The 25,003-nt window shown below is 70.0% G+C and carries 10 protein-coding genes and 1 pseudogene; all 11 read right to left on the minus strand.

Annotation, left to right across the window (positions count from 1 at the left end; all coding sequences use genetic code 11):
* Positions 1–587 (minus strand): alcohol dehydrogenase catalytic domain-containing protein (locus tag R6V09_RS00005; RefSeq protein WP_317879199.1); only part of this gene is annotated, 587 nt, incomplete at its 3' end.
* A gap of 127 nt (positions 588–714) precedes the next feature.
* Entirely contained in the window at positions 715–1,935 is a 1,221-nt protein-coding gene (locus R6V09_RS00010) for a cytochrome P450 family protein (RefSeq protein WP_317879200.1), read from the minus strand.
* Between the two features lie 508 nt (positions 1,936–2,443).
* Positions 2,444–3,946 (minus strand): class I adenylate-forming enzyme family protein, encoded by a 1,503-nt coding sequence (locus tag R6V09_RS00015; protein WP_317879201.1) that lies wholly within the window; start codon positions 3,944–3,946, stop codon positions 2,444–2,446.
* A 9-nt stretch (positions 3,947–3,955) separates the two neighbouring features.
* Positions 3,956–4,783: a class I SAM-dependent methyltransferase gene (locus tag R6V09_RS00020; protein WP_317879202.1), complete on the minus strand. Its 828-nt coding sequence runs from the start codon at positions 4,781–4,783 to the stop codon at positions 3,956–3,958.
* Between the two features lie 2 nt (positions 4,784–4,785).
* Positions 4,786–6,054 carry a radical SAM protein gene (locus R6V09_RS00025; RefSeq protein WP_317879203.1) on the minus strand — a complete coding sequence of 423 codons (1,269 nt, stop codon included), beginning with the start codon at positions 6,052–6,054 and terminating at the stop codon, positions 4,786–4,788.
* 11 nt (positions 6,055–6,065) lie between these two features.
* Positions 6,066–13,211 (minus strand): annotated as a pseudogene (locus R6V09_RS00030) (SDR family NAD(P)-dependent oxidoreductase); the annotation flags it as partial.
* 79 nt (positions 13,212–13,290) lie between these two features.
* Complete coding sequence (locus R6V09_RS00035; protein ID WP_317879205.1) at positions 13,291–21,456, minus strand: SDR family NAD(P)-dependent oxidoreductase; 8,166 nt, start codon at positions 21,454–21,456, stop codon at positions 13,291–13,293.
* Positions 21,457–21,468: 12 nt separating this feature from the next.
* The gene (locus R6V09_RS00040) at positions 21,469–22,878 is read right to left on the minus strand and encodes a class I adenylate-forming enzyme family protein (RefSeq protein ID WP_317879206.1); all 1,410 of its coding nucleotides are present in this window, start codon (positions 22,876–22,878) and stop codon (positions 21,469–21,471) included.
* A 1-nt stretch (position 22,879) separates the two neighbouring features.
* Entirely contained in the window at positions 22,880–23,413 is a 534-nt protein-coding gene (locus tag R6V09_RS00045) for a coronafacic acid synthetase (protein ID WP_317879207.1), read from the minus strand.
* A complete protein-coding gene (locus R6V09_RS00050) occupies positions 23,410–24,555 on the minus strand; it encodes a beta-ketoacyl synthase N-terminal-like domain-containing protein (RefSeq protein WP_317879208.1) in 1,146 nt (381 codons plus the stop codon). Before R6V09_RS00050 ends, R6V09_RS00045 begins: the two co-directional genes overlap by 4 nt.
* A complete protein-coding gene (locus R6V09_RS00055; RefSeq protein WP_317879209.1) occupies positions 24,549–25,001 on the minus strand; it encodes a 3-hydroxyacyl-ACP dehydratase FabZ family protein in 453 nt (150 codons plus the stop codon). The genes R6V09_RS00050 and R6V09_RS00055 overlap by 7 nt, the downstream gene beginning before the upstream one ends.
* Positions 25,002–25,003 lie beyond the last annotated feature (2 nt).

Here is a 25,003-nt window from a genome sequence, read left to right on the forward strand (position 1 = left end):
GACAGGTGGTCCGGCTTGGGCATCAGCTGGTTGGACTTGACCAGTGCGATCTCGGCGAGCCCGCCGAAGTTGGTCTCGAAGCCCCAGATCCGCTGCTCGGGGTCGAGCATCGTGTCGTTGTGCCCGTCGGAGGACTCCAGCTCGACGGACAGGCAGTGCGCGACGACCTCGTCACCGGGCTTCCAGGCGTTGACGCCCGGGCCGGTGCGCAGGACGACGCCCGCGAGGTCGGAACCGATGATGTGGTACGGCAGGTCGTGCCGCTTGGTGAGCTCGCTGAGCTTGCCGTAGCGCTCCAGGAAGCCGAAGGTCGACAGCGGCTCGAAGATCGACGACCAGACGGTGTTGTAGTTGATGGACGACGCCATCACAGCCACCAGGGCCTCGCCGACGCCGAGTTCGGGCACCGGGACGTCGTCCAGGTGGATCGACTTGCGGGGGTCCTTGTCCGCCGAGGCGATCCCCTCGAAGAGTCCGGTCTCGTCCTTCCTGATGACGACCGCGCGACACGTCTCCGGGAGTCTCAGAGCGGCGAAGTCCTCGGCCGTCGTCCCGCTGGAGAGTACGGCGTTGACGATTTTCTTCATGTGGCTGCCCCACAGCGCTGAGGAGTTGTACGAGCGGGGGAGAGGCCCGACCCGAGGTCCACGACGGTCGGCGGCGTCGGTCGATCCGGGCGCGGCTCGGCGGAGACACCGGGTCGGGCGGGCATGGTCAGAGCGATGCCCTGCGGAGGGGCAGCGCCGTCACCCCGTGGTGGATCATGCTGAACTGCCAGACCAGCTCGTCCGGATCGACCGCCAGGGAGAACGACGGGACGTGGGCGAGCAGCCGTCCGAACGCGATCTCGCCCTCGACCCTGGCCAGCGGTGCGCCCACGCAGTGGTGGATGCCGTGGCCGAACGCGAGGTGACCGTTCGCCGCGCGGGTGACATCCAGTTGGTCCGGATCGGGGAACCTGGCCTCGTCCCGGTTGCCGGCAGCGAGCCCGATGAAGACGAAGGCGCCGACCGGCACCGTCACGTCGCCGATGCGAACGGGTTCGACAGCGCGTCGGAAGTGGCTGATGTTGGCCGAACTGTCGAAGCGCAGGAATTCCTCGACCGCGTTGGGCAGCAGCGACGGGTCGGCCCGCAGAGTGGCCATTTGGTCCGGGTTGCGCAGCAGGGCGAGCGTACCGTTGCCGATGAGGTTGACCGTGGTCTCGTAGCCGCCTGCGAACATCATGATGGCGATCGAGACGATCTCGTCGTGGGTCAGCCGGTCGGAGCCGTCGGCCGCTACGACCAGGGAACTCAGCAGGTCGTCGCCGAGGTTGCCGCGCTTGGCCGTGACGATGTCGCTCACCATGTCCAGCAGCAGGTCCGAGGCGTCCGCCACGGTCGCTCGGTCCGCGTCAAGGCCCAGCACGGCGGACCGGGCGCGGAACTCGGTCCGGTCGGCCTCCGGTACTCCCAGCAGCTCGGAGATGACCCTGCTGACCAGCGGTCCGGCGTACTCGGATATGAGGTCGAACTCGTCGCGGCCGGACAGTGAGGTGAGCAATTCGTCGGCGATCTGCTCGATCCGGGGGCGCAGGCGGGTCACCTGTCGCATGGTGAACGCCTTGGTGACCAGGCGGCGCAGCCGGGTGTGGTCGGGCGGCTCCAAGTTGATCATGGATTGCTGGATCACATGGGTGTAGTCCCGCTGCCGGTTCATGTCCGTCTGGTGTTCTTCGAACAGCGGGCCCGCGTCGGCCATCTGCTTGCTCAGCCGTGGGTCGGCGAGCAGTGCGCGGCCCTCCTCGTAGTGGGTGACGAGCCAGGCCTTCAGCCCGGTGGGCATGATGACCTGGTGCACCGGGCCATGTGGGCGGAGCCGGTCGTAGACGGAGTACGGATCCTGTACGAACTCCGGTCCGAGCACGTCGGGTTCGGTTGTCGAGATGGGCATGAGCTGACCGTCTTTCACGATGAGGATGTCCTGCCACGGGCGGGATCGGCGAGGGGTGATGTGGTCGGTGGGCTTGTCGGCCTCACTCTGGGGAGGAGGTCGCGCAGGGGGAGCGCGGTCCGGCCGACGGCCTCGGGGCCGTCGACTTCGCGCGGTCCTCTCGAACTCGGCGATGTAGCCGAGGGCCTTGGGGTGGAGTGCGGGAATCCACCTGTCTCTGGCGGCGGCATGGTCGAAGTCGTCCTGCAGGGCGATCGCTTCGTGAGTCCGGGTCGGCGGTACGGCCTGCCCGCCTTCGCGTCTGTCGCGTCGGCGTCGGGCGGGACGGAGCAGCGACCCGGAGCCGCGGTCTTTCGGCACCGTGCCCAAGTGCCCCGTCGGGATGCGGTTCTGTGCGGGAGACATGACCAAGCAGAACGTCACGACGAGTCCTCCTCACGGCCGGACCGGGCAGACGGCAGCCGCACCTCGGGCCGCCGCGGCCTTCTCCGGATGTCGTGCGCAGCCGTCAACCGGCATACGACGACGGGTAGTCGGCCGCGAGTCGCTGCCGACCGAGCTTTCCGCTGGACAGCACTGGTAGCTTCTCGACGAGGCTGATCTCGCTCGGGTACTTGTACTTGGCGACACGGCCGGACAGATGCCTCCGCAACTCGCCCACCTCGACGTGTCGTCCCGGCTCGGGCTCGACCAACGCGATCACACGTTCACCGGTGCCGGCGTCGGGGACGCCGAAGACGATGGCGGCGGCGACATCCGGGTGCGCGGCCAGCTCCTGTTCGATCTGCAACGGCGATACCGGATAGCCCTCTACCATGATCAGATCGTTCTGCCGGGCGACGAACAGCAGGCAACCGTCCGGTTGTTGTCGGACCATGTCTCCCGTGGAGATCCACTGCTCTCGGTCGAAGCGGTCCAACTCCGTTCCGTTCCAGGTGCCGACGGGTCGGGACGGGCTGCGGAGCAGCAGCTCACCGACTTCCCCCGGCTCGGCCTCGACCCGTATCTCCACGCCGTCCAGTGGCCATCCGATGGACGGCTCGTCGACGGCGTCGATCCTCGGTTGTTGGATCACGGGCGCGGCGGTCTCGGTCAGGCCGTAGAAGCCCCGCAGATGGGTCCCGAAGGTCTTGACGAAGTCACGGCCGAGGTCGGGCGGACACGCGTCGCCCCCGGCGACGCAGCTGGTCAGCCTGAGATCGAGTGCTGGTCCGGTGGACCGGTCGGCCTCGTTGAGCAGACCGCGGAAGGTGGACGGCGCGCCACAGATCCAGCCGCATCGGTGTGTGCGCAACATCCGCAGGATGACGTCCGCGGTGTGCGTCGACGTCAAGGCCAACGGACGACCGCGGCGCAGGGAGGTGAGCAGGACGACGATGCCCAACGGGTTGATCAGATCGACCATGCAGTACGTCGCGTCGGCGTGCCCGGCGCCGGTGGCCGCCATCAGGACGAGACCGGCGCCGAGGGTTGCCTGCGACAGGACGAAGCTCTTGGGCCGTCCTGTAGTACCCGAGGTGTAGAAGATGGCGGCCGGCTCGTCCGGACCGATGTCGTCGATTACGGCGGCGCCGTTGACGAGCAGATCACTCCACGGCCGTGTCGTCGCCGTCGCATCCGGGGAATCCAGGACCCAGGCCTGTTCGAGGGCAGGGCTCTGCCCGACGACGTCTGCCCATGCTTCGTACACTCGGGACTCGCCGAGGTAGAACCGAGCCCCACTGTGCGCCAGGAGATGTCCCACCTCGCTGCCCGACAACTTGTAGCTGACCGGCACAATCACGGCACCCACCCGCAGGCAGGCGTAGTAGACCGAGACCAGCTCAGGCCGGTTGCCGAGATGCACGGCCACTCTGTCCCCGGTGCGCAGACCCGCTGTCAGCAGACCGCCGGCGATCAGGTCGGCGAGATCGAGCACGTTCGCGTACGACACCTCACCGTCGAGCGTGACCAGCGCGGGCGCGTTGGGCCGGCGGAGTGCCACCTGCCGGAAGTCGTCGAAGATCGACATGAGTCCCCCTCACATCGCTTTGGCTACGGCGAAGGCGTAGAAGTAATCTCCCTCGTGAGCCGAGACCTCGGTGCTGTCCGGTACGAGCGCCTGGTGCTCCCGGCGGGAGACGAAGCACTCAAGCGCGTAGGGGACCCCTTCATCCCGGTGGTGGGCCAGCCAGTCGAGGAACTGCTCGTAGCCGAAGGTGAGGTCGCCGATCACCACCAGACCGCCAGGGCGCGTCACGCGATGCAGCTCGGCGCAGGCACGGGCCTTGTCCAGCAGATTCAGGTGATGGTGCGTGTAGGGCGCCACGACGACGTCGTAGGCGCCGTCCGGGGCAGCAGAGAGATCCACCGCGTCAGCAGCCCATACCTCGCAGGAGGAGAGCACTTTCCGGTACTCCTGGGGTGACAGGAGGTGTGACACACCGCTCGACTTGGCGGCATCGGCCGGGAAGTCGAACGAACCCGCCTTGGTGAGGTGAAGGGGTTCCTCCAGCAGGTCGGTCAGTTCGAAGTCGCAGTGGTCCAGCCATCCCTGCTCGGCGAGCAACGCCGCGTGGAAGTAGGTGGCGATGGAACCGAGGGCCGACCCGGTGACGAGGATGCGGGTGCGTCGGCCCGGCACGGGCCCGCCTACGGTGGCCAGCCCGGTGACGGTCGCCGTGGCCAGCTCGGAGTAGACCTCCACACGGGTCTTCCAGTCGGAGTGAGAGGTCACGAACGCGCTGCTCCACTCCCCGAACCGGGCTTCCGAGGACTCCGCGAAATAGCGCCTGTCCACCATCCCGAGAAGGTCGAACTCGGCGCGGCTCAGCGTGTGCCCGGCGATTCCCTTGGCGGTGATTCCCATGGTCATCCCCTGGCCTGGAAGAATAGGTCACGCTGAGCGAATTCACGAACGTATTCCTCGTGCGGATGGTGGTGGTGCCGGAACTGTTCCATCTCGTCGAGTGCGGGCTTTTCGGTGCGCAGCAGGGGGAGTTCGGCGAAGACCACCTCACGGTCGCCTTCCGGCATCCCGCCCAGCGCGGCCGTGAGGTAGCCGCCGGGACCAAGCTTCACCTCGGTGGACGTGAAGACTCCGGCAGCACGCACGGCGTCCGCCTGCGCGCTGATGCTGACCCGGCAGTTCGGGAACACCCAGACGTCGTGCAGATGCAGGGAGAGGAAGTAGACCGAGGCCAGGTAGGAGAACGAGTCCTCGACGCTCAGGGTGTGCTCGGGCCGCCGGTCTGTCCTGGGGGTGGTGATGTGGTTCCAGGTCGGCATGCCGACGATGACGGGGTGCTCCGGCAGGTAGGTCTCGCTGAGATAGCGGGCGTGGTCGATCGTGGCGAGCATCTCGAACCCCAGGTTGGGATTGAGGCCGAGCATCGAGCCGACCGACACCGCGAGGCCTTCGCGTGCGGCCCGGTCCTGGCTCTCCAGGCGGAAGCGGAAGCCGTCGCCGTCGCGCAGAACGCGGAAGTTCTCGTCGATGCCCCGGGCCTTGGGCCCGGTGGGGATGGAACGACGGTAGAGGTCCGCGTCGTAGGTCTCCTGCCACATGATCATGGAGTCCGCGCCGCACTCCCGCAGGTCCCGGTACTGGTTGCTGGTCAGCGCCATCGTGCAGAAGTGCGTCATGCCGTCCTCGGGCAGCTCCTTGCGGATCTGTGGAAGAAGGCTCGGCAGGGTGTCGCGTACGAATGTGGTGTCGTCGCCGCCGACCAGTTCGATGTCGTGGATGCCTTTCCGGACCAGGTAGCGCGTTTGGAGCTGGACCAGCTTTTCGGAGATCGTGAGCCGCTGCATGTCCTGATTGCTCGCGCGCCAGCCGCAGAAGACACAGTTGGACGAGCAACGGTTGGTTACTTCGACGGGGGCCATGGGAACGACCGCCCTGCCGTGCTTGCGCGTCCTGATCGAGGTCGAGGTGGCGATGACCATCGACTTGATCGCATCGGCCGACGGCGAACCCAGAACGTTGATCAGCCGCATGACTTCGGGATAGGTCAGCTCCCGATCGTCGAGTTCCCGCAGTGTCACCGCGAGTTCGTCCGGCGTGATGTCGGATGTGTCGTCGGCGTATGCGAGGAGTCGTGCGTCCGGCAGCTGATAGCACTCGGTTCGGGTGCTCATGGGGGGTCTCCTCAGGGCTTGTTGGGTGCGGTGGGGAACGTGCGCCGTGCGTGGAGCAGGTCTGTGATCGTTCGCGCGGTGTGCGGTGCTTGGTCGGTGAGCAGCGTGAAGTGGCGGCCAGGTGTGGTGACGTGGGCGGCAAGTCCTGGCCAAAGCCGCGCCCAGCCGTGAGCGGGGGCGGAGGGCACCTGCTCGGCGGCTTCGACGAAGAACACGGGGGCCACTGGCTCGGCCGGCGTCCACCGTGGGCCGAACAGGTCGAGGTACCAGCCCATGGCGGTGAGTCCGGCATCGTCGTGGGACCAGAACTCGTCTCCCGAAGCCAGCCATTCCCGCAGGATGTCGGCGGCGGACGACCCGGCGACGGCGCTGGGGGAGAGGCTGTCGATCAGCACCACGGCTTCGGGACGGATGCCCCGGGCCTCCAGACGGTGGGCCGCGGCGTGGGCGGCGAAACCCCCGGTGGAGAAGCCGACCAGCGTGAACGGCCGGTTTTCGGAACACGCCTCCACACAGGTGGCCAACGCCTCGGCCGCGGCGTCGACGGTTGCGGGCAGCGCCTCGCCGTCGTGGTAACCCGGCAGTCGTACGGCCGCCACGTCGTGCTGTCCGTCCAGGGCGGTGGCCAGCCGTTGGTAGGTGAGGTTCGCTACGCCCGGGATGAACGGCTCCACACAGATCAGGGCGGGTCGCCCGTGCCGGCGCAGCCAGGTCGCGGCGGGCAGGTGGTCCGGCCGGGGCGGGTGGGAGAAGGAGGGCCGCAGCCGCGCGGCTGCGGCCAGTACGCCGATGCCTTCGTTGGTCCTGCCCTGTGCTACCGCCTGCCCCAACAAGCTGCCCAGAGTGGCCGCCGCAAGCCTGTCGGGCTGCGGTGCCGTCGGTGCCACGGGACCGGTGGAGTCGGTCAGTTGGTCGCCCAGGTGGTTCGCGAGGGCACCGAGGGTGGGGTGGTCGAAGACGACGGAGGCTGGCATGCGCAGCCCCGTCGCGTCGGCGAGTCGGTTGCGCATCTCCACCGCGGTTACGGAGTCCATGCCCAGGGACCGGAAGTCCGAGTCGGCCAGGATGGCCGTGGGATCATGATGGTTGAGGACGGCGCCGGCATGGCTGGTCACCAGGTCGAGCAGGAACCCGGGCCGTTCGGACTCCGGCAGCGCCGCGAACCGCTGGGCCATGTCGACCGCGGTCGACGGACGGGACGTCGTGGTGATGAGCTCCGACAGCAGCGGAGTGGGCTTCTGCGCGCGGAGCGAGGCCGTGTCCAGCCGGACCGGCACCAACAGCGGCAGGCGGCTGTCAGGGCCGGTCCCGAGCACGGCGTCGAACTGTGCCAGCCCCTGCGCGGCGGACATCGGCACGATCCCCGAGCCGATGAGTTGCCGTATCTCCTCGGCGCCGAGCCGCTCGCCCATCCGGGACCTCTCGTCCCACATTCCCCAGGCCAGGGCGGTTGCCGGCAGCCCGAGTCCGCGGCGGTGGCAGGCCAGGGCGTCGACGAAGGCGTTGGCGGCGGCGTAGTTGCCCTGCCCGGCCAACCCCAGGATGCCTGCCGACGACGAGTAGAGGATGAACGCGGCGAGGTCCATCCGCTCGGTGAGCTGGTGCAGATGCCACGCGGCGTCCGCCTTGGCCATGACGCCGTCGATCTGGTTCGGCGTCAGTGTCTCCACCCCGGCGGGATCCACCGTGCCGGCGGCATGGACGACGGCCGTTAGGGGATGCCCGGTGGGGATGCCGTCCAGGACGGCGGCAAGGGCGTCGCGATCGGCGGCGTCACAGGCGGCGATGGTGACCTGTGCGCCGAGGCCGGTCAGTTCGGCGTACAGGTCGGCCGAGCCGGGAGTCTTGGAGCCGCGGCGACTGACCAGGAGGAGGTGCCGGACCCGGTGTTCGGTCACGAGGCGGCGGGCGGCGAGGGCGCCGAGAGCACCGGTGCCTCCGGTGATGAGGACGGTTCCCTCGGGATCCAGGGAGCGCGGCAGGGTGAGGACAACCTTCCCGGTGCGGTCGGAGCGCCGTAGGAACTCCATCGCCCGGGGAGCCTGGCGGATATCCATGGTGGTGAGGGGCAGGGGGCCGAGGACTCCGTCACGGAACAGGTCCGCCAGCCGTGCGAAGGTGCTCGACACCTGCTCGGGGTTCCCGTTCGGCTCGTGGCTGCGGAATTGCCGTACGGAGCCGGAGTTCTGCGGGACGGCGACGCCGGAGTCGTCGAGGGTCGAGCCGGCCCGGCGGGCGTCGGAGGATTCGCCGAGGCCGATCTCCTCCGAAGAGGTGATGTGGGAGTCGTCGAGGCCGAGAGCACGCAGGGCCGCGTGTTGTGCGGGGTGCCCGGTGGCGTGGACGTCCGCGCCGAGGTGGAGGGCGATCTGGACGGCGGCCATGCCGACGTCACCGGCGGCGTCGTGGATCAGTACCGTCTCGCCGGGCCGGAGACCGGTGTCGACGAGGCCCTCCCACGCGGTGAGGAAGGCGACGGGGACGGTGGCGGCCTGGGCGAACGTCCAGCCGCCCGGGACACGGGCGAGGAGGCGGTGGTCGGTGACCACCAGGGACCCCGTCGCCCCTCCCCGCGCCAGGCCCATCACCCGGTCTCCGGGCCGCAGTTCGCCCACGCCCGGGCCGCACTCGACGACCACCCCCGACAGTTCGACGCCGATCCGCCCCGGCTCGGGGAGCGTCTCCGAGGTGATCAGCAGGTCGCGGGAGGTGACCCCCACCGCGCGCACGGCGACGCGGACCCGGCCCTCCGCCAGAGGGGTCTCGGCGGCCGGGCAGGGGGCGAGGACAAGCTCGTCCGGGCTTCCGGCGGGCCGTTCGGGAAGGGCCGGACGCCAGGCCGTATGCCCGGCCGGCGGGGTGAGTGACGGGCCGGATTTCATTGTGGTCAGCCGGGGTACAAGCAACCGGCCGCTGCGCAGGGCGAGTTGGGGCTCGCCGTCGGCCACCGCGATGGCGACCGCGGACGACAGGTGTCGCCAGGAGTCGCGGTGATCGTCGATGTCGAGGAGGACGAACCTGCCGGGATGCTCGGACTGGGCCGTGCGCAGCAGACCCCACACCGGTGCCTGAGCGAGGCCGGGTACGTCGTCCGTGTCTCCTGCCGCCACTGCGCCGTGCGTCATGACCACCAGGAACTGGCCGACGGTCCGCGCGTCGGCCAACCACCTCTGGACGACGGCAAGGAGGTCTCGGGCAGAACGATGTGCGGCCTCCGGCACTGCCACGCCTGAGCGTTCGGCGCACACCAGGATCGCCACGTCATCGCCCGGGCGGACGGTGAGGGCGTCGACCGCGGGGCAGACACCGGTGAACACCCGGGGGTTCACCTCGCTCGGCCGACAGTCGTGCGGAAGCCAGGACGGGATGTCGTCGGGGACGATCCAGCACGCGGCGCGTGGCGGCCGGGAGGCAGCGATGGCGGCCTCGCGCCAGGCCAGGAGATAGGGAGGTCGCCGGTGGCCACGGGCACCCCCGATCGTCCACGGGTCGACGGCCCGAAGTGCCAGCGACTCAATCGTGGCGACGGGCTTGCCCTTGTCGTCGGTCATCCGGCACGCGTACGTGCTGTGGCCGGGCGGGGACGCGGCGGGTGTCGTGGCCGACAGATGGGCGCGTACCGCGGTGACGCCCCGGGTGTGGATCCGCATGCCGGTGAGAGAGAGGATCATCCGGGCCCGCCGCTCGTCGGCCGGGGCGGTCACCGTTTCGACGAGGCAGCCCTGCAGGCCCCCGTCCAGCAGGGCGGGATGGACGTCGAAGGCAGCGCGTGTCCCGGCATCGCCCGACGGCAGACGGGCTTCGAGATAGGTGTCTGCGCCGTGCCGCCAAGCGGCTGTGACCAGTTGGAAGGCAGGGCCGAAGGTGATGCCCAGTTCGGCGAGGTGCCCGTACAACGAGTGGATGTCGACGGGCTCCGCGTCTGCGGGGGGCCAGACCCTGAGATCGGGCCACACGGGCACGGCGGTATCGGTTGGCGCGAGGGTGCCGGTGGCGTGGCGGGTCCACTCCCGCTCCGGGGCGTCGACAGTGGCGGGACCGGACGGGAGGCGGAAGGAGAGGTCCGCGGAGCGCCGCCCGTCGGCCTGGGCCGGTCCGACGCGCACCTGGATGTCGACGGGCTCCCCGGGCAGCGGCAGGGGGGTGTGCAGGAGGAGTTCGTCGAGTCGGGCGCAGCCGAGCCGCGTCCCGGCGTACAGCACCATCTCGGCGGTGGCCGCACCCGCCGCGACCACGGTGCCTCCCACCTCGTGGTCGAGCAGCCATGGGTGCTGCCGGCCCGACAGCGTACCGGTGAACAACCAGCCATCCTCACCGGCGAGTTCGATCCCGGCATCGAGGAACGGATGTGCCAGCGGGGTCAGGCCCCCGCCGACGGCGTGGGCGCGCGTTGGCGTGCGGAGCCAGTAGCGCCGGTGCTGGAAGGGGTAGGTGGGCAGTTCCGCACGGCCCGCACGGGGAAGGATCCGTGTCCAGTCGAGCCGGGCTCCCCGGACGTGGAGGCGGGCCAGCGCGGCAGTGAGAATCCGCGGCTCGTCACGTCCTCTGCGCAGGGTGGATGTCCATGTGACGGCAGGCCTACCGGCCACCGGTCGGGCGGCGCCGACGCTTGACTGGCCGAGCGCGGTCAGGACCGCGTCAGGTCCGATCTCGACGAAGGCGGTGGCGCCCTGAGCCCGCAGCCACCCGACGGCGTCCGCGAAGCGGACAGCCCCCCGCGCCTGACGGGCCCAGTAGCCGGGCGAACAGGCCTCCGCCGCGGACAGTGCCGTGCCGGTGAGCGTGGAGACGACGGGAACGGCTGGGGCCCGGAAGCCCAGATCGGCCACGGCACGGCCGAGTTCGGCGACAACCGGGTCCATGTGGGGGGAGTGGAACGCGTGGCTGACCCGCAGCCGGTGGATACGGCGACCGCGGGCCCGCCACTCCTCGCCCATTCGTACGACGATGTCGCGGTCGCCGGAGATTACCGTCGAGGACGGCGCGTTGACCGCGGCTACGGTGACGCGGTCCTCGTAGCCGGAGAGGGTGGCCAGGACCTCCTCCTCACGGGCCTCAACGGTGATCATCGCTCCCGTGGCGGGCAGCGATCGCATCAACCGGCCCCGGGCTGCGACCAGTTCGGCCGCGTCGGGCAAGGACAGGACGCCGGCGACGTGGGCGGCGGCGATCTCACCGACGGAGTGCCCGGCCACGAAGTCGGGGCGGAGACCGACGCTCTCGACCGTCCGGAACAGTGCGACCTCCAGCGCGAACAGGGCGGCCTGAGTGAAATCGGTGCGGTCCAGCAGCGTGGCCTCGGCGGTGTCGTCACTTGCGAACATCACCTTCTGCAGGGGGTGTTCGAGGTGCGGGTCGAGATGGGCGCAGGCTTCGTCGAGCGCCTGGGCGAATACCGGGGAGTTCGCGTGGAGACCGCGGCCCATCCCCGGCCACTGGCAGCCCTGGCCGGAGAACAGGAACGCGGTGCCGCGCGACGGAGTGCGCACCCCCCTGGTGACGCCGGCCGCGGACCGGTCGTGCGCGAGCGCATCGAGGGCGGTGACCATTCCCGTGCGGTCCGCCGCGGTCAGGACAGCCCGGTGGTCGAGGTGGGCCCGGGTGGTCGCGAGGGAAAAGCCGACGGCGGCGAGGTCGACCTCCGCCTCGGGCGACTCGGTCAAAACGCGTGAGAGCTGTGCCGCCTGGGCACGCACCCCGTCGAGTGACGCGGCGGACAGCGGCCACATGAACCCCGGAGCGGTCAACGCGGGGAAAGGAGCCGGGCCACGTGGCTTGTCCGCACGCGGCGGTGGTGCCTGTTCGAGGATGAGGTGAGCGTTGGTGCCGGACAGGCCGAACGAGGACACTCCCGCTCGACGGGGCCGCCCGCGATCCGGCCAGGGACGCTGTTCGGTGAGCGGCCGCACCGCCCCCCTGGACCAGTCCACCTTGGAGGTCGGGACGTCGGCATGAAGGGTTTTGGGCAGTTCGCCGTGGCGCAGGGCCAGGACCGTCTTGATGATCCCCGCGACACCGGCCGCCGCCTGGGTGTGCCCGATGTTGGACTTCAGCGAACCAAGCCACAGTGGCCGGTCCGCGGGACGGTTCTGGCCGTACGTGTTGATCAGGGCGTTCGCCTCGATGGGGTCGCCCAGCACGGTGCCGGTCCCATGCCCCTCCACGGCGTCCACGTCGGACGGCGTCAGGCCCGCGCTCGCCAACGCCTGGAGGATCACCTGTTCCTGGGCCGGGCCGTGCGGCGCCGTCAGGCCGTTGCTGGCTCCGTCCTGGTTGATGGCGCTGCCCCGGATCACAGCGAGTACGGGGTGACCGGCCTCTACCGCGTCGGACAACCGTTGCAGCAGCAACAACCCCACGCCCTCGGCGAACCCGGTACCGTCGGCGCCGTCACCGAAAGCCTTGCACCGACCGTCCGCGGCCAGACCTCCTTGCCGGCTGAACTCGGCGAACACCTCCGGGGTCGCCATGACCGTCACGCCTCCGGCGATGGCGAGCGAGCATTCCTCGGCCCGCAGGGACTGGCAGGCGAGATGCACGGCGGTCAGAGAGGAGGAGCACGCGGTGTCCACGGTGACGGCGGGCCCGTTCAGTCCGAGCGTGTAGGCGATGCGGCCGGAGGCGACACTGGGCAATCCGCCCTGCAGGCGGTATCCCTCGGCGCCGGGGACCGGCCGGTCGTAGGAGGGCAGGTAGGCCTGGGGGGTGGTGCCGACGAAGGTACCGGTGAGGCTGCCCCGCAGCGATGTCGGATCGATACCTGCGCGTTCCGTCACCTCCCACGCGGTCTCCAGCAGGAGGCGTTGCTGTGGGTCCATCGCCAGTGCCTCGCGGTCGGAGATCCCGAAGAGCCCGGCGTCGAACCCGGCGGCCTCCGCCAGGAACCCGGCCTCCAAGGAAGGGGAGCTGCCCGCTCCCTCGGGAACCGGGGCGAACAGGTTCTCAAGGTCCCAGCCCCTGTCGGTGGGGAATGCGCCGACGGCGTCCGCTCCGGTGGCCACCAACTCCCACAGCTGCTCGGGCGACTCGACTCCGCCGGGCAGTCGGCACCCCATCGCGACCACCGCGACGGGCTCCCGCGCGGCGTCGGTCAGCTGCTGGTTCGTCCGCCTCAGCCGTTCGTTGGCCGTGAGGCTGCGGCGCAGTGCCTCGGCGATGTCCTCAGGGGTGTTGTTCACGCTCGGCTCCGTGGAGGTGAGTCGGTGGACATGACGACACTTGCTCCCGGGTCGGCTTTCATTCGGCCGCCTCCGCGGACCATGCGAGCGAGACGAGTTCGTCGACGCTCGCCGTCTCGATGTCCTCCACGCCGTGCGGACCGGGGGCGGGCACAGGGACCGTGTCGGTGTCCGCCAGTTGCACGAGGGTGTCGAGGAGACCGAGTTCGCGAAGGCGCGCGACGGGGATCGAGGCGATGGCCCGGCGGATCCGGGCATCCTCGGCCGGTGTCGGCCGGACCTCCTCGGCGGTGGGGAACAACTGGTCGTTCAGGTGGTCGGCGAGGGCGTCCGGCGTGGGGTGGTCGTAGATGAGTGTGGCCGGCAGCCGGAGTCCGGTGGCACTGGTCAGCCGGTTGCGGAGTTCGAGCGCCGTGAGCGAGTCGAAGCCGGACATCTTGAACGGCTGGTCCGCCGGGATTTGCGAAGAGTCGTCGAGGCCGAGCACCGCGGCGGCGTGGGTGGTGACCAGGGTGCGCAGACGGCGTAGCCGCGGTTCGGGGCCGAGGTCCGCGAGGTCCTTGTGCAGATCTCGGGTGGAGCCGGGGGGACTGCCCGCGCGACGGGTGGTCGGGGAGATGGTCAGACGGTCCAGCAGGGGGTGCAGAGTGCCCAGTTCGCTGTTGGCGTGGAGGGTCCGCTGGTCGAGGGGCGAGGCCGTGAGGACGGGATGTGGCAGTTCCAGCGCGGTGTCGAGCAGGGCGTGCCCGTGCTGTGCCGTGATGGGGGCGAGCCCCAGGCGGGCGATGCGCGTGTTGTCGGTGTCGGTCAACGCGCCGGTGAGGCCGGTGACCGGTTGCCACCATCCCCAGGCCACGGAGGTGGCGGGCAACCCCTGGCGCCGGCGGAGGTGGGCGAGGGCGTCCAGGAAGGTGTTGGCGGCCACGTAGTTGCCTTGGCCGGGGTTGCCGAACGTGGCGGCGGTCGAGGAGTACAGGACGAAGGCGGTCAGGTCGAGGTGCCTGGTCCGCTCGTGGAGCTGCCAGGCGGCGTCGGCCTTGGGGGCGAACACCTCGTCGAGATCACCGGAGGTCAGATTGCCGATGGTGGCGTCCGCCAGCGTGCCCGCGGTGTGGAACACCCCGGTCAGCGGATGCCCGGCGGGTACGGATTCCAGCAGGCGCCCCAGCTGCCCCGGGTCGGAGACGTCGCAGGCGACGATCGTGACCTTCGCGCCGGTGCCCTCAAGGGCGGCACGCAGCTCGGAGGCACCGGCGGCGTCGGATCCGCGTCGGCCGGCCAGCAGCAGGTGGCGGATGCCGTGCGTGGTGACCAGGTGCTGGGCGAGGAGCCCGCCGAGCGTGCCGGTGCCGCCTGTGATCAGGACGGTGCCGTCGGGGTCCAGCGGGCGGGGGAAGGCGAGCACGATCTTGCCTGTGTGACGGGCGTTCTGCATCAGCCTGAAGGCGTCGGGGGCGTGGCGGATGCCGTACACGGTGACCGGCAAGGGCGCGAGCACACCCGTGCGGAACAGGTGGTTCAGATCGGTGAGTATCCCCGCGATGCGGTCGGGGCCGGCGCTGGGATGGAGGTCGAAGGCCTGGTAGGTGAGGCGTGGATGAGACGTGGCCAGCTGCTCGGCATCCCGTATGTCGGTCTTGCCGAGCTCGATGAAGCGTCCGCCGTGGGCCACGAGATCCAGTGACGCGTCGACGAAGTGTCCCGCCAGCGAGTTGAGTACGACGTCCACGCCTCGGCTGCCGGTGACCTCCCGGAAGCGCTCGGCGAAGTCGAGGGTGCGGGAGTTCGCGATGTGCTCTTCGGGATATCCCAGGCCGCGAAGCGTGGCCCACTTGCCGGGGTGGGCGGTGGCCAGGGGGATCGCGCCCAGATGGCGGACCAGTTGCGTGGCGGCCTGGCCGACGCCTCCAGCGGCTGCGTGGATCAGGACCGTCTCGCCCGGCTGGACGTCGGCCAGGTCCACCAGGGCGTGGTACGCGGTGGCGAACGCCACCGGGACTCCGGCGGCCTGCGCGAAGGACCAGGCGTCGGGGAAGCGGGTCAACAGGCGTTGGTCGGCTATCACGACCGGGCCGAACGCCTTCTGTGCGAGGGCCGCCACCCGGTCCCCCACGGCGAACCCTTCGACGTTTGGCCCGATCTCCGTGATCACACCGGCGGCCTCCGCGCCGAGACCGGTCTGCGGTGGGATCAGCCCGAGCGCGGTGGCGGTGTCGACGAAGTTCATGGCGGCGGCCCGCACGTCGATACGCACCTGGCCGGGTCCCAACGCAGCGGCGGCCTCGGGAGCGGGCAGCAGGGCCAGCCGGTCAAGGCCACCCGCACTCGTGGTCTCCAGTCGCCAGTGGGGCGTTCCGGGCGGCGGGGTGAGCAGCTCCGCCGTACCGACCCGCGCCAGACGGGGAACGTATGGCTGCCCGTCGCGGACGGCCGACTGCGAATGACCGGCCGTCAGTGCGGCGGTCAGCGCGGCGGGGTTGCGGGGGTGGCTGTCGGTGTCGACCAGGACGATCCGGCCGGGGTTCTCGTTCTGGGCGGTGTGCAGCAGACCCCATGCCGGAGCGTGGGAGAGGTCGGGCACCTCGTGGGGGCCGGTGGCGACGGCATGGCGGGTGACGGCCGCTAGGACGGTGCGGGTGAGGCGTTCGTCGGCGAGCCATGCCTGCAGGAAGTGGAGAACCCGTTGGCACAGGGTGCGCGCGGCACTTGCCCCGTCCTCGGCTGCATCGGCGGCGGGCAGCGGCCAGATGACGACCTCGGGCGGCGGTGATCCCGCCTCGACGGCCGCGAGCAGCTCCGGCAGCCCGGCGTGGCGTGGGACCGGGCCGAGGGCGGCGGAGAGTTCGGGATCGGTGTCCAGCACGGCCCACGCGGTGATGTCCCGGGCGTCGGCCGTGTGGATGCCGACGGAGGGCAGGGGAGTCCAGGTGAGGTGCAGCAGATCGTGCTCGGGGGCGGTGGCCAGCAGCTGGCGCAGATGGTCGCCGGTGGTGCCGCGCAGGGTCACAGCGTCGATGGTCAGAACCGGGGCACCCGTGGCGTCGGTGGCCATGACGCTGACGGTGTCGGGCTTCGTACGGTGGAGGTGAACACGTAGGTGTCGGGCGGGAGTTCCGACACGAGTGATGCCGGCGAAGGTGAACGGCAGTCGTGGTTCACTCTGCCCGGCGGCTGTGTCCTCGGCGAGGTCGGGGAGGGCGATGGGGTGCAGCGTGGCGTCCAGCAGCGCCGGGTGGATGAGGTGTCCGGCGCTCGCCAGCCCGTCGGGGAGATCTGCTTCGGTGTAGACGTGGTCGCCTTGCCGCCATGCGGCGCGCAGGCCGGAGAACGCCGGGCCGTAGTCATAGCCGGCTGCCGCGAGCGTGCTGCGAAGGTCGGTCAGATCGAGGGGCTGGGCACCGGCGGGCGGCCATGAGGCCGGGCCGGCCACCGGCGGCCGGACCGGGGCTTCCCGGGACAGCCGGGCCGTGGCGTGGAGGGTCCAGGCGGGCGGCTCGATGTCGGCGCCGGTGTGGGCGCGGGCGTGCAGGGTCAGTGGTCGGTGTCCGTCGTCGTCGGGTGGACCGACCCGGAGTCGCAGGTCGAGGGCGTTCTGCTCGGGCAGCACCATCGGCGTGTGGAGGGTCAGTTCGGCGACATGGGGGTGTCCCGTGAGGTCGGCCGCATACAGGGCCATGTCGAGGTAGGCGGTACCGGGCACGAGGACGACCGAGGCGGCGGCGTGGTCGGCGAGCCACGGGTGGCTGGCCAGGCCGACGCGGCCGGTGAGGAGCAAGCCCCCGTCGTCGGGGAGGTCGATGGCCGCGCCCAGCAGCGGATGGTCCGTCGTGCGCTGCCCGGCTGCTGACACATCGGCCGACGGCGCCGGGGTGAGCCAGTAGCGCCGGTGCTCGAAGGCGTAGGTGGGGAGGTCCACCCGGTCGGCCTTGGGGTGGGCGGCGCTCCAGTCGAGGTTGTGGCCATGGGTGTGCAGGCGCGCCATGGCGCTGGTGAAGGCGCCCGTCTGGGGCTTGGTCCGGCGTAGTGTGCCCACGACGAGTGCGTCGGTGCCGAGGGTCTCTTCGATGGAGGGTACGAGCACCGGGTGCGGGCTGCACTCCAGGAACGTCCGGTGTCCCTGTTCGGCCAGGGCACGGGTGGTGTCGGCGAGACGCACGGGGTTGCGGAGGTTGTCGTACCAATAGTGGGCGTTCAGAGCCGTGCCGGCGAGTGACGTCTCGTGGGGGTGGCCGTCGACCGTGCTGCGGAAATCGACGGTGGTGGGGTGGAGGGTGAGGTCCGCCAGCCGTTCGAGGACCTCGTCGCGCAGCGCGTCGATGTGCCGGGAGTGGCCGGCGACGTCGACGTCGATCCGTCGTGCCCGGACCCCGTCGGTCCCGCACCGCCGCAGCAGGTCCGTCATGGTGGCGGGGTCCCCGGAAACGACCGTGGACGTGGGGCTGTTGACGGCGGCGATGCCGATGTGACCGTCGTACCGGTCGATGAGTTGGTGGGCCCGGTCGGCGGGCAGCCCGAGCGTGGCCATGGCTCCGGTGCCCGCGAGGGCGGTCAGCGCTCGCGAGCGCAGGGTGACCCACTGTGCCGCGTTCCGCAATGTGAGGGCGCCGGCGATGTGGGCGGCGGCTATCTCGCCCTGGGAGTGCCCCACCACGGAGTCCGGCACGAGACCGAAGGACTGCCACAGCCGGGCGAGGGCGACCATCACCGCGAACGACGCGGGGTGAACGACGTCCACTCCTTCGAGCGCGGGTGCGCCGGGTTCATCGCGCAGTACATCCACGACCGACCAGCTGGTGAACGGCCGCAGGGCCTCGTCGGCCTGGTCGAGGGCCTGCCGGTACACCGGGAAGGCGTCGTACAGGCCCATGCCCATGCCGGACCAGTGGGTGCCCTGGCCGGGGAAGACGAGCACCAGTTTTCCGGGCCCCGGGGGAGGCACCACTCCCTGGGCGAGGCCGGGGTGGTCCCGGCCCTCGACCAGGGCGTGCAGGGCCTCCACGTGCTGGTCGCGGGTTCGTCCCCAGACCACGGCGCGGTGGGTGAACCTGCTCCGTGTGCTGTGCAGCGAGTGGCCCACGTCGACGGGGGTGAGCTCGGGGCGGGTGGCGACATGCCGTCGCAGCCGGTCGGCCTGGGCGCGTAGTGCCGTCTCCGTCTTCGCGGAGACCGGCCACGCAACCTCCGGTGGTGTGCCGGTGCTCCCGCCCGGGGCATTGTCCGGGGCGGGCGTCGACGAGACAGGGGCTCGCTCCACAACCACATGGCAGTTGGTGCCGGACACTCCGAACGAGGACACGGAGGCGCGCCGGGTGCGGCCGTCGGTGTCCGGCCAGGGGCGTTGCTCGGTCAGCAACCGGATTGTGCCGCTCGACCAGTCGACCTGCGTGGAGGGCGCGTCGACGTGCAGGCTGCGGGGGAGCAGCCCGTGCCGCAGGGCCATGACCATCTTGATCAGGCCGGCCACTCCCGCGCCGGCCTGGGTGTGACCCATGTTCGACTTGATCGAACCGAGCCACACCGGCCGTTCGGCGGGTCGGCCGTGGCCGTACGTCGCCAGCAGCGCGTGGGCTTCGATCGGGTCGCCGAGGAGGGTCCCCGTACCGTGCGCCTCGATCGCGTCCACGTCGGAAGGGGCCAGATCGGCGTTGGCAAGAGCCTGGCGGATCACGCGTTGCTGTGCCGAACCACTGGGCGCGGTCAGGCCGTTGGAGGCGCCGTCCTGGTTGACCGCGCTGCCACGGATCACCGCCAGGACCGGATGCCCGTTGGCCTGGGCGTCGGACAACCGCTCCAGTACCAGCATGCCGACGCCCTCGGACAGGGCGATGCCGTCGGCGGACGCCGAGAACGCCTTGCACCGGCCGTCCGGGGCCAGCACCTGTTGCCGGGAGAACTCGACGAGCACGCCGGGCCCGGACATCACGGTCGCGCCGCCCGCCAAGGCCAGCCGACAGTCGTCGTTGCGCAGGGCCTGGCAGGCCTGGTGAATGGCCACCAGGGAGGAGGAGCAGGCTGTGTCCAGCGTGATCGCCGGGCCCTCCAGACCCAGGGTGTAGGCGATCCGGCCCGATGCCACGCATGCCGCCGTACCCATGAAGGCATGCCCGGCAACGTCGTCGGAGGCCTGGTGCAGGCGTGGACCGTACTCCTGGGCGATCACACCGGCGAACACCCCGGTGTCGGTGCCGCGCAGCGACTCCGCGTCGAGGCCCGCGTGTTCGAGAGCTTCCCACGAGACCTCAAGAAGCAGGCGCTGCTGCGGTTCCATCGCGGTCGCCTCGCGCGGCGAGAGGCCGAAGAACCCCGCGTCGAAGTCGGCGGCGTCGTAGAGGAATCCGCCAGTGCGTGAGGAAGCCTTGCCGACGCGCCCAGGGACGGGGTCGTACAGGCTCTCGGTGTCCCAGCCACGGTTGGCAGGGAGGTCGCCCACCACGTCGCGGCCCGCCAGCACCAGGTTCCACAGTGAGTCCGGGCCGGTGACCTCACCGGGATACCGGCAGCCGATCCCGACGATCGCGATCGGCTCCGCCTTTGCGGTGCGGGAGCCCACATGGGTGCTTGGCGCGTTGTGCCCGGATTCGAGGGCGACCGGCTTGTCCTGCCCGGGTTCCGGGCCGAGTTCTCGCCGCAGGTGTGTGGCGAGCGCATGTGGTGTGGGGTGGTCGAAGACGAGGGTCGCGGGAAGATCGAGACCGGTGGCCGCCGACAGCGCGGCGGCCAACTCGACCACGCCGAGGGAGGTGAAACCGATCTCCAGGAATGTCTGGGTACCGACGGAGAAGGTGTGGCCGAGCACCGCGCTCGTCGCACGGGCTATCAGGTTGACCAGATCGTCCCGCTGTTCGGCCGATGAGGCGCGGCGCAGGGCCGTGCGCTCGACGAACTCGGCACCGGCCGGAGCCGGGACGGCGGTTTCCGCGAGCGGTTCCGGCCGGCGGGAGGGCGCCACCGCGGGCCGAGGCCGTAGGAAGAGCCGTTCGTATGCCGTGTTCCAGGCGATCGGCACTCCGTTGACGAAGGCGTGGGTGAGGGCGTGGAGGAGGCTCGCCCTGTCGTCCTTTCGGCGGTCCAGCGTGGGGATCACGGCGCCGGTCACGCCCGTGCTCCGGAGGGTCTCGCCGATGACCGTCGTCAGCGCGGGGTGGGTGCTGACCTCGATGAAGAGCCGGTGGCCGTCCTCGACGAGCGCGCGGACGGCGGGTTCGAACAGGACCGTGTCGCGCAGGCTCCGGAACCAGTGCAGGGGGGTGAGCCCGTTGCCCTCCAGCCGGGTGCCCGTGACGGTGGAATAGAAGGCGGCGCGGGGCGTCTTTGCGGACGTGAGCGGAACCCCGTCGAGTACGAACTCCCTCAGGGCCTCCACCTGGGAGGAGTGTCCGGCGACATCGATGCCCGGCACCCGCCAGGCCCACAGGCCCTGCGCCTTCAGCTCCGCCAGCAATTCTTCGACGGCTTCCGTGTCACCACTGACCGTTACGTTCCGGGCGCTGTTGACGGCGGCGATGTCCAGACGGCCGCTCCAGTCGGCCAGCAGCGGGCGGACGCGTTCGGCGGAGGCCGCGACCGACGCCATGGCACCCTGGCCTTCGAGGCGGGTGAGCGCGGCGCCGTGCAGGACGAGCACCTTGGCCGCGTCCTCGACGTCGAGCACCCCGGAGGCATGGGCCGCGGTGATCTCGCCCACGGAGTGTCCCAGTACTGCCGCCTCGTGGAGTCCCAGACCGCGCCACAGGTCCGCCAGAGCCGAGGAGAGGGCGAACTGGACGGGCTGGATGGCGGAGAGCCGTGTGAGGTGTTCCCGTTCGACGAGCGCGGCGCCCGGATCCCAGCCGAGATGAGGGAACAGGGCCTGGGCGCACCTGTCGACGTGCTCCCGGAATTGGGGCACGGACGTCAGCAACTCCTCCGCCATGCCGGGCCATTGAAGGCCCTGCCCGGGGAATACCAGCACGGGTTTGCGGCCCACGTCCGCGGTTCCTGTGAGCACGTTCCGTGCGGATCTTCCCTGGGCGAGGGCGGTGAGCCCGCCGAGGAGTCCGGCCCGGTCGGTTGCGAAGACCGCGCCGCGGTGATCGGCGTGGGCCGTGGTCAGGAGACGGTGTTCGAGTTGCGGCAGGGCTTCGGCCGGGGTCGTCTCGACTTCCTTGCGCAACTCGTCGGCTGCCGCCGTGAGCTCGTGCGGCGAATCTCCCGAGACCACGAGCGATATGGGGAGCAGTTCCATGGTCAACCTCCGCTACTTGGCGACGGACTTTCGCCAACCCAGTTGCGCTGCGGGGTGAATCAGCAGATGCGCCGGCTGCTCGCTGCGCAGCAGAACCTTCGCCAGCCGCCGCCGCACTTCCCGTTCGTCGATCGAGTCGTCGGCGCAGTAGACGTCGAGGGTGAAGACGACGTCGCCCGAGGCGCTCTCGTGTGTCCACGCTTCCGCTCCCCGGATGCCGGGGAGCGTCTCCGCTATCTCACAGACCGACCTCAACGAGACCTTCTCGCCGCGGCTGATCACATAGGTCGGTCGTCGGCTGCGGAAGAACAGGTAGCCGTCGTCGTCCATCGCGAAGATGTCGCCGGTGCTGATCGACGTTCTGCCGTCGCCGACCGGGCACGCGGACTCATCGCGCCGACCGACCCGGCGAAGCATGCCGGTGTCCGTCTCGACGATCAGTTCACCGACGTGGTCGTCCGGTCTGTCCGTGCGGAGACGTACTCGGACGCCGGGCAGGGGGAGCCCGACGGACGAGTACCGGCGGGGTGGCTCCAGGTGGGCGGCCAGGGTGGAGACGCGGGGGCCGGCCTCGGTGAGCCCGTAGGTGAGGTACAACTCCAGGTTCGGGTTGTGTTCCAGTACGTTCGCCACGGACGAGGCGTCGAGCCCGCCACCCCCGACAGTCAGGGCGCGCAACGGGGCAGGGAGTTTACGGCCGACGCGACGCCACGACTCCACCAGAGTGGGCGTCAGGGAGGACACCGTGACCTGGTGGTCCTGAAGGGTCCGCTCGTAGTGCGCCGGTGTGAACGGCGGCCCCGCGATGACCGCTGTGCCTCCCGAGACAAGGGTTCCCAGGACCTGCGCGACGAAGGCGTAGGAGTAGTGCATGGGCAGGTTGACGAGCACCCTGTCGGCGGAGGTCTGGCCGATGGACCGCACGTGGCGGGCGGCGTTGCGCAGGAGGGAGTCGACCCGATGCAGACAGCCGCTGAACACACCGGACGTACCGGAAGTGAGCAGGATGATCTCGCCTGGCAGGTAGCTGTCGGTCACCAGGTCGCGCAGGAAGGTCAGTTGGATGGTCCTGGCGATCGTGTGCGATGGTTCACCACCCGCCAGATCGGCCTGGATTCGAGGCGCGACGAGTACGTCGGCCCCGAGTGCCTGGGCCATGCGTTCGATCCTGGACGGTGGGGCCGAGGGCGGCAGGAGTATCGGAACCGCGCCCCGGGCAAGCAGGGCGAGCAGCACGGTGAGGAACTGCCCGCCGTGCGGCAGTGCCACCAGTACGGCCCGTCCGGGTCCGATGCCGAGCCTTCTCACCTCGTCCATGACGGTGTCGAAGTCGGGGAGTTCGGCCTGTGGCCGCTCCACCTGGACGAGGGTGCAGAGGAACTGACGTACGGTGTCCGTTTCGATGGTGAGGGCGGTCGTCACGTCAGTCCCCCTTTCGGGTCTCCCGGAGCACCGTGGTGGTGACGCGGTGGCCGGAGGCGTCCGCATCGTGGGATGTGAGAAGCATGTGAGTAGCCGAACCCTCTCGGAGCCAGGCGCGGCAGATGGCCAATGCCGGTGGCAGGCCCCGCGCCGGCGGCATCGAGAGGGTCATGCTGGGGCCGCTGAACCCGAGGAACTGGGAGGGAAGGCTGCAGACCGAGCCCGGGTTCGCTCCGGAGAATCGAAGCGGCGAGATCCGGCCCGCGGCCAGCGTCGCCGCGATCCCCCGCATCGTGTGCGTGGTGCAGTGATCGCTCACGACGACATGTCCGACGAACTCCCGCGAGGACAGGAGTTCCTCGCTGTGGCCGTCGATCGCGTGCCGCACAGCGTCGAGCACCAGCCACGAGAGGGGGTCCGCGTAGACGGATGTCCGCTGCCTGCTCCGTGCACCCGACGGGTCGGATGGGGTGGCGACTCCCCGACCGACGATGTCCAGGCCTTCGGTGTTCAGCCGGGCGATCGACTCGTTCATGCTGCCGCGCTTTCCGGTCCCTGGAGAACGAGACAGGTGTTGAAGCCGCCGAAGCCGAGCGTCACGCTGATCCCCGCGCCCGGAGCGACCGGCATGGGTCGTTCCGACGGGATCGGCAGGCGGAGGCCCGGGATGGGATCGCGCAGGGCGTGCACGGGGGGCGCCCAGCCCGTGTCGAGGGCTTGGAGAACGGTCATCGCCTCGATGGCGCCGGTCGCCCCGAGGGCGTGCCCGAACGATCCCTTGGTCCCGAACAGCACGGGCGGGCTGGGTACGTCGGTGAACAACTGCTTGTAGGCCCGAGCCTCGGTATCGTCGTTCACCGGTGTCCCCGAACCGTGTGCGCTGACGAGGGTGACGTCCTCCCGGGAGAGTTCGGCGTTCCGCAGGGCGCGTTGGACGGCGAGGACCACGTTCCTGCCGGAGGGGTCAGGAGCCGTGGCACTGGCGGCGTCGTTCGAGGATCCTGCCCCGGCGATGACTCCGCGCGGTCGGGCTCCCCGGGCACGGGCCTGTGTCGCCGGCTCCAACACCAGGAACGCCGCGCCCTCGCCGAGGACGGTACCGCTGCGCTGGACGTCGAACGCACGAAGGTCGTCGGGGGACATGGTGCCCAGGCGTGAGTGGCCGAGCCGCTTCCCAGGGGTGAGCACGTCCGCCCCTCCGCACACGCACAGTTCCGCGGCGCCTTCCCGCAGAAGGGCAAGCCCGGCCAGGAGGGCGTCGGAACCAGCGGAGCAGGCAGTGGTGACGGTGACGGGATTCGCCACACAGCCGGCGTCGCGTACCGCCGTGGCAGACCATCGTGACATGGAGGTGACGTCGGGCAGTTCGAGGTGAGGGCCGTAGCTGGTTCCCAGTACGGGGAGAAGACGCGGGTCGCCGGCGTCGATTCCCGCGTCCACCAGTGCTCTCGACAGTGTGGTGCGCGTGATCTCTTGCTGGCGGTTCCACGCAGGCAGGTCCAGCGGGACGGCGGACACGGTCGCGGCGAGTGTGCCGCGCAGGGGAAAGGGGAAGTCGACCTCGGTGATGCCGGAGAGGTTGGCAAGAAGGGATTTCCACACGGTGTTCACATCTGGACCGAGGGCGGTCGACCAAGCCATTCCGGTGACCCATATATGAGGGTCGGTGGTCACCACAATTGCTCGCCCAGATCCGTGATCTTAGTGCGGACCAGCGTTCCTCGTGTCATGGCAACCGGCTTTCCGGAAACTGTCGCTCGGCAGGAGAACACGAGGACATTGTCACGAAGGCTTTCACATCGGGTCGTGAAGATGATCTGGTCGCCGGGGACGACCACGTGAGTGAATCTTGCTTTGACCGATCCGATCAAGGTGATTTCTTCGTCTGTCAGCGGTGACGTCGACAACTGGGCCAGAATGATTGCCGACTGGGCAATCGCCTGCATCATGTGGCTGGCCGGAAAGATGGCGCGCTCCGGAAAATGCCCGGAAATGGCGTCCGTCTGTCCGGACACGGCCATGAGGCTCGTGACGTATTCCCTGGGCTCGTAGTCGAGGATACGGTCCAGATAAATCATAGGATGACGATGGCGCAGCCATCCCTTGAGCTCTGTGAACCCCATCG

Origin of the sequence: Streptomyces sp. W16, from assembly GCF_033194735.1 — a bacterium.
In the GTDB taxonomy this organism is placed as follows: Bacteria; Actinomycetota; Actinomycetes; order Streptomycetales; family Streptomycetaceae; genus Streptomyces.

Coding starts and splice junctions, on each gene's coding strand:
- R6V09_RS00035 (WP_317879205.1), bottom strand. CDS start 21,456: ATGGAACTGCTCCCCATATCGCTCGTGGTCTCGGGAGATTCGCCGCAC.
- R6V09_RS00045 (WP_317879207.1), bottom strand. CDS start 23,413: ATGAACGAGTCGATCGCCCGGCTGAACACCGAAGGCCTGGACATCGTC.
- R6V09_RS00020 (WP_317879202.1), bottom strand. CDS start 4,783: ATGGGAATCACCGCCAAGGGAATCGCCGGGCACACGCTGAGCCGCGCC.
- R6V09_RS00015 (WP_317879201.1), bottom strand. CDS start 3,946: ATGTCGATCTTCGACGACTTCCGGCAGGTGGCACTCCGCCGGCCCAAC.
- R6V09_RS00010 (WP_317879200.1), bottom strand. CDS start 1,935: ATGCCCATCTCGACAACCGAACCCGACGTGCTCGGACCGGAGTTCGTA.
- R6V09_RS00025 (WP_317879203.1), bottom strand. CDS start 6,054: ATGAGCACCCGAACCGAGTGCTATCAGCTGCCGGACGCACGACTCCTC.
- R6V09_RS00055 (WP_317879209.1), bottom strand. CDS start 25,001: ATGGGGTTCACAGAGCTCAAGGGATGGCTGCGCCATCGTCATCCTATG.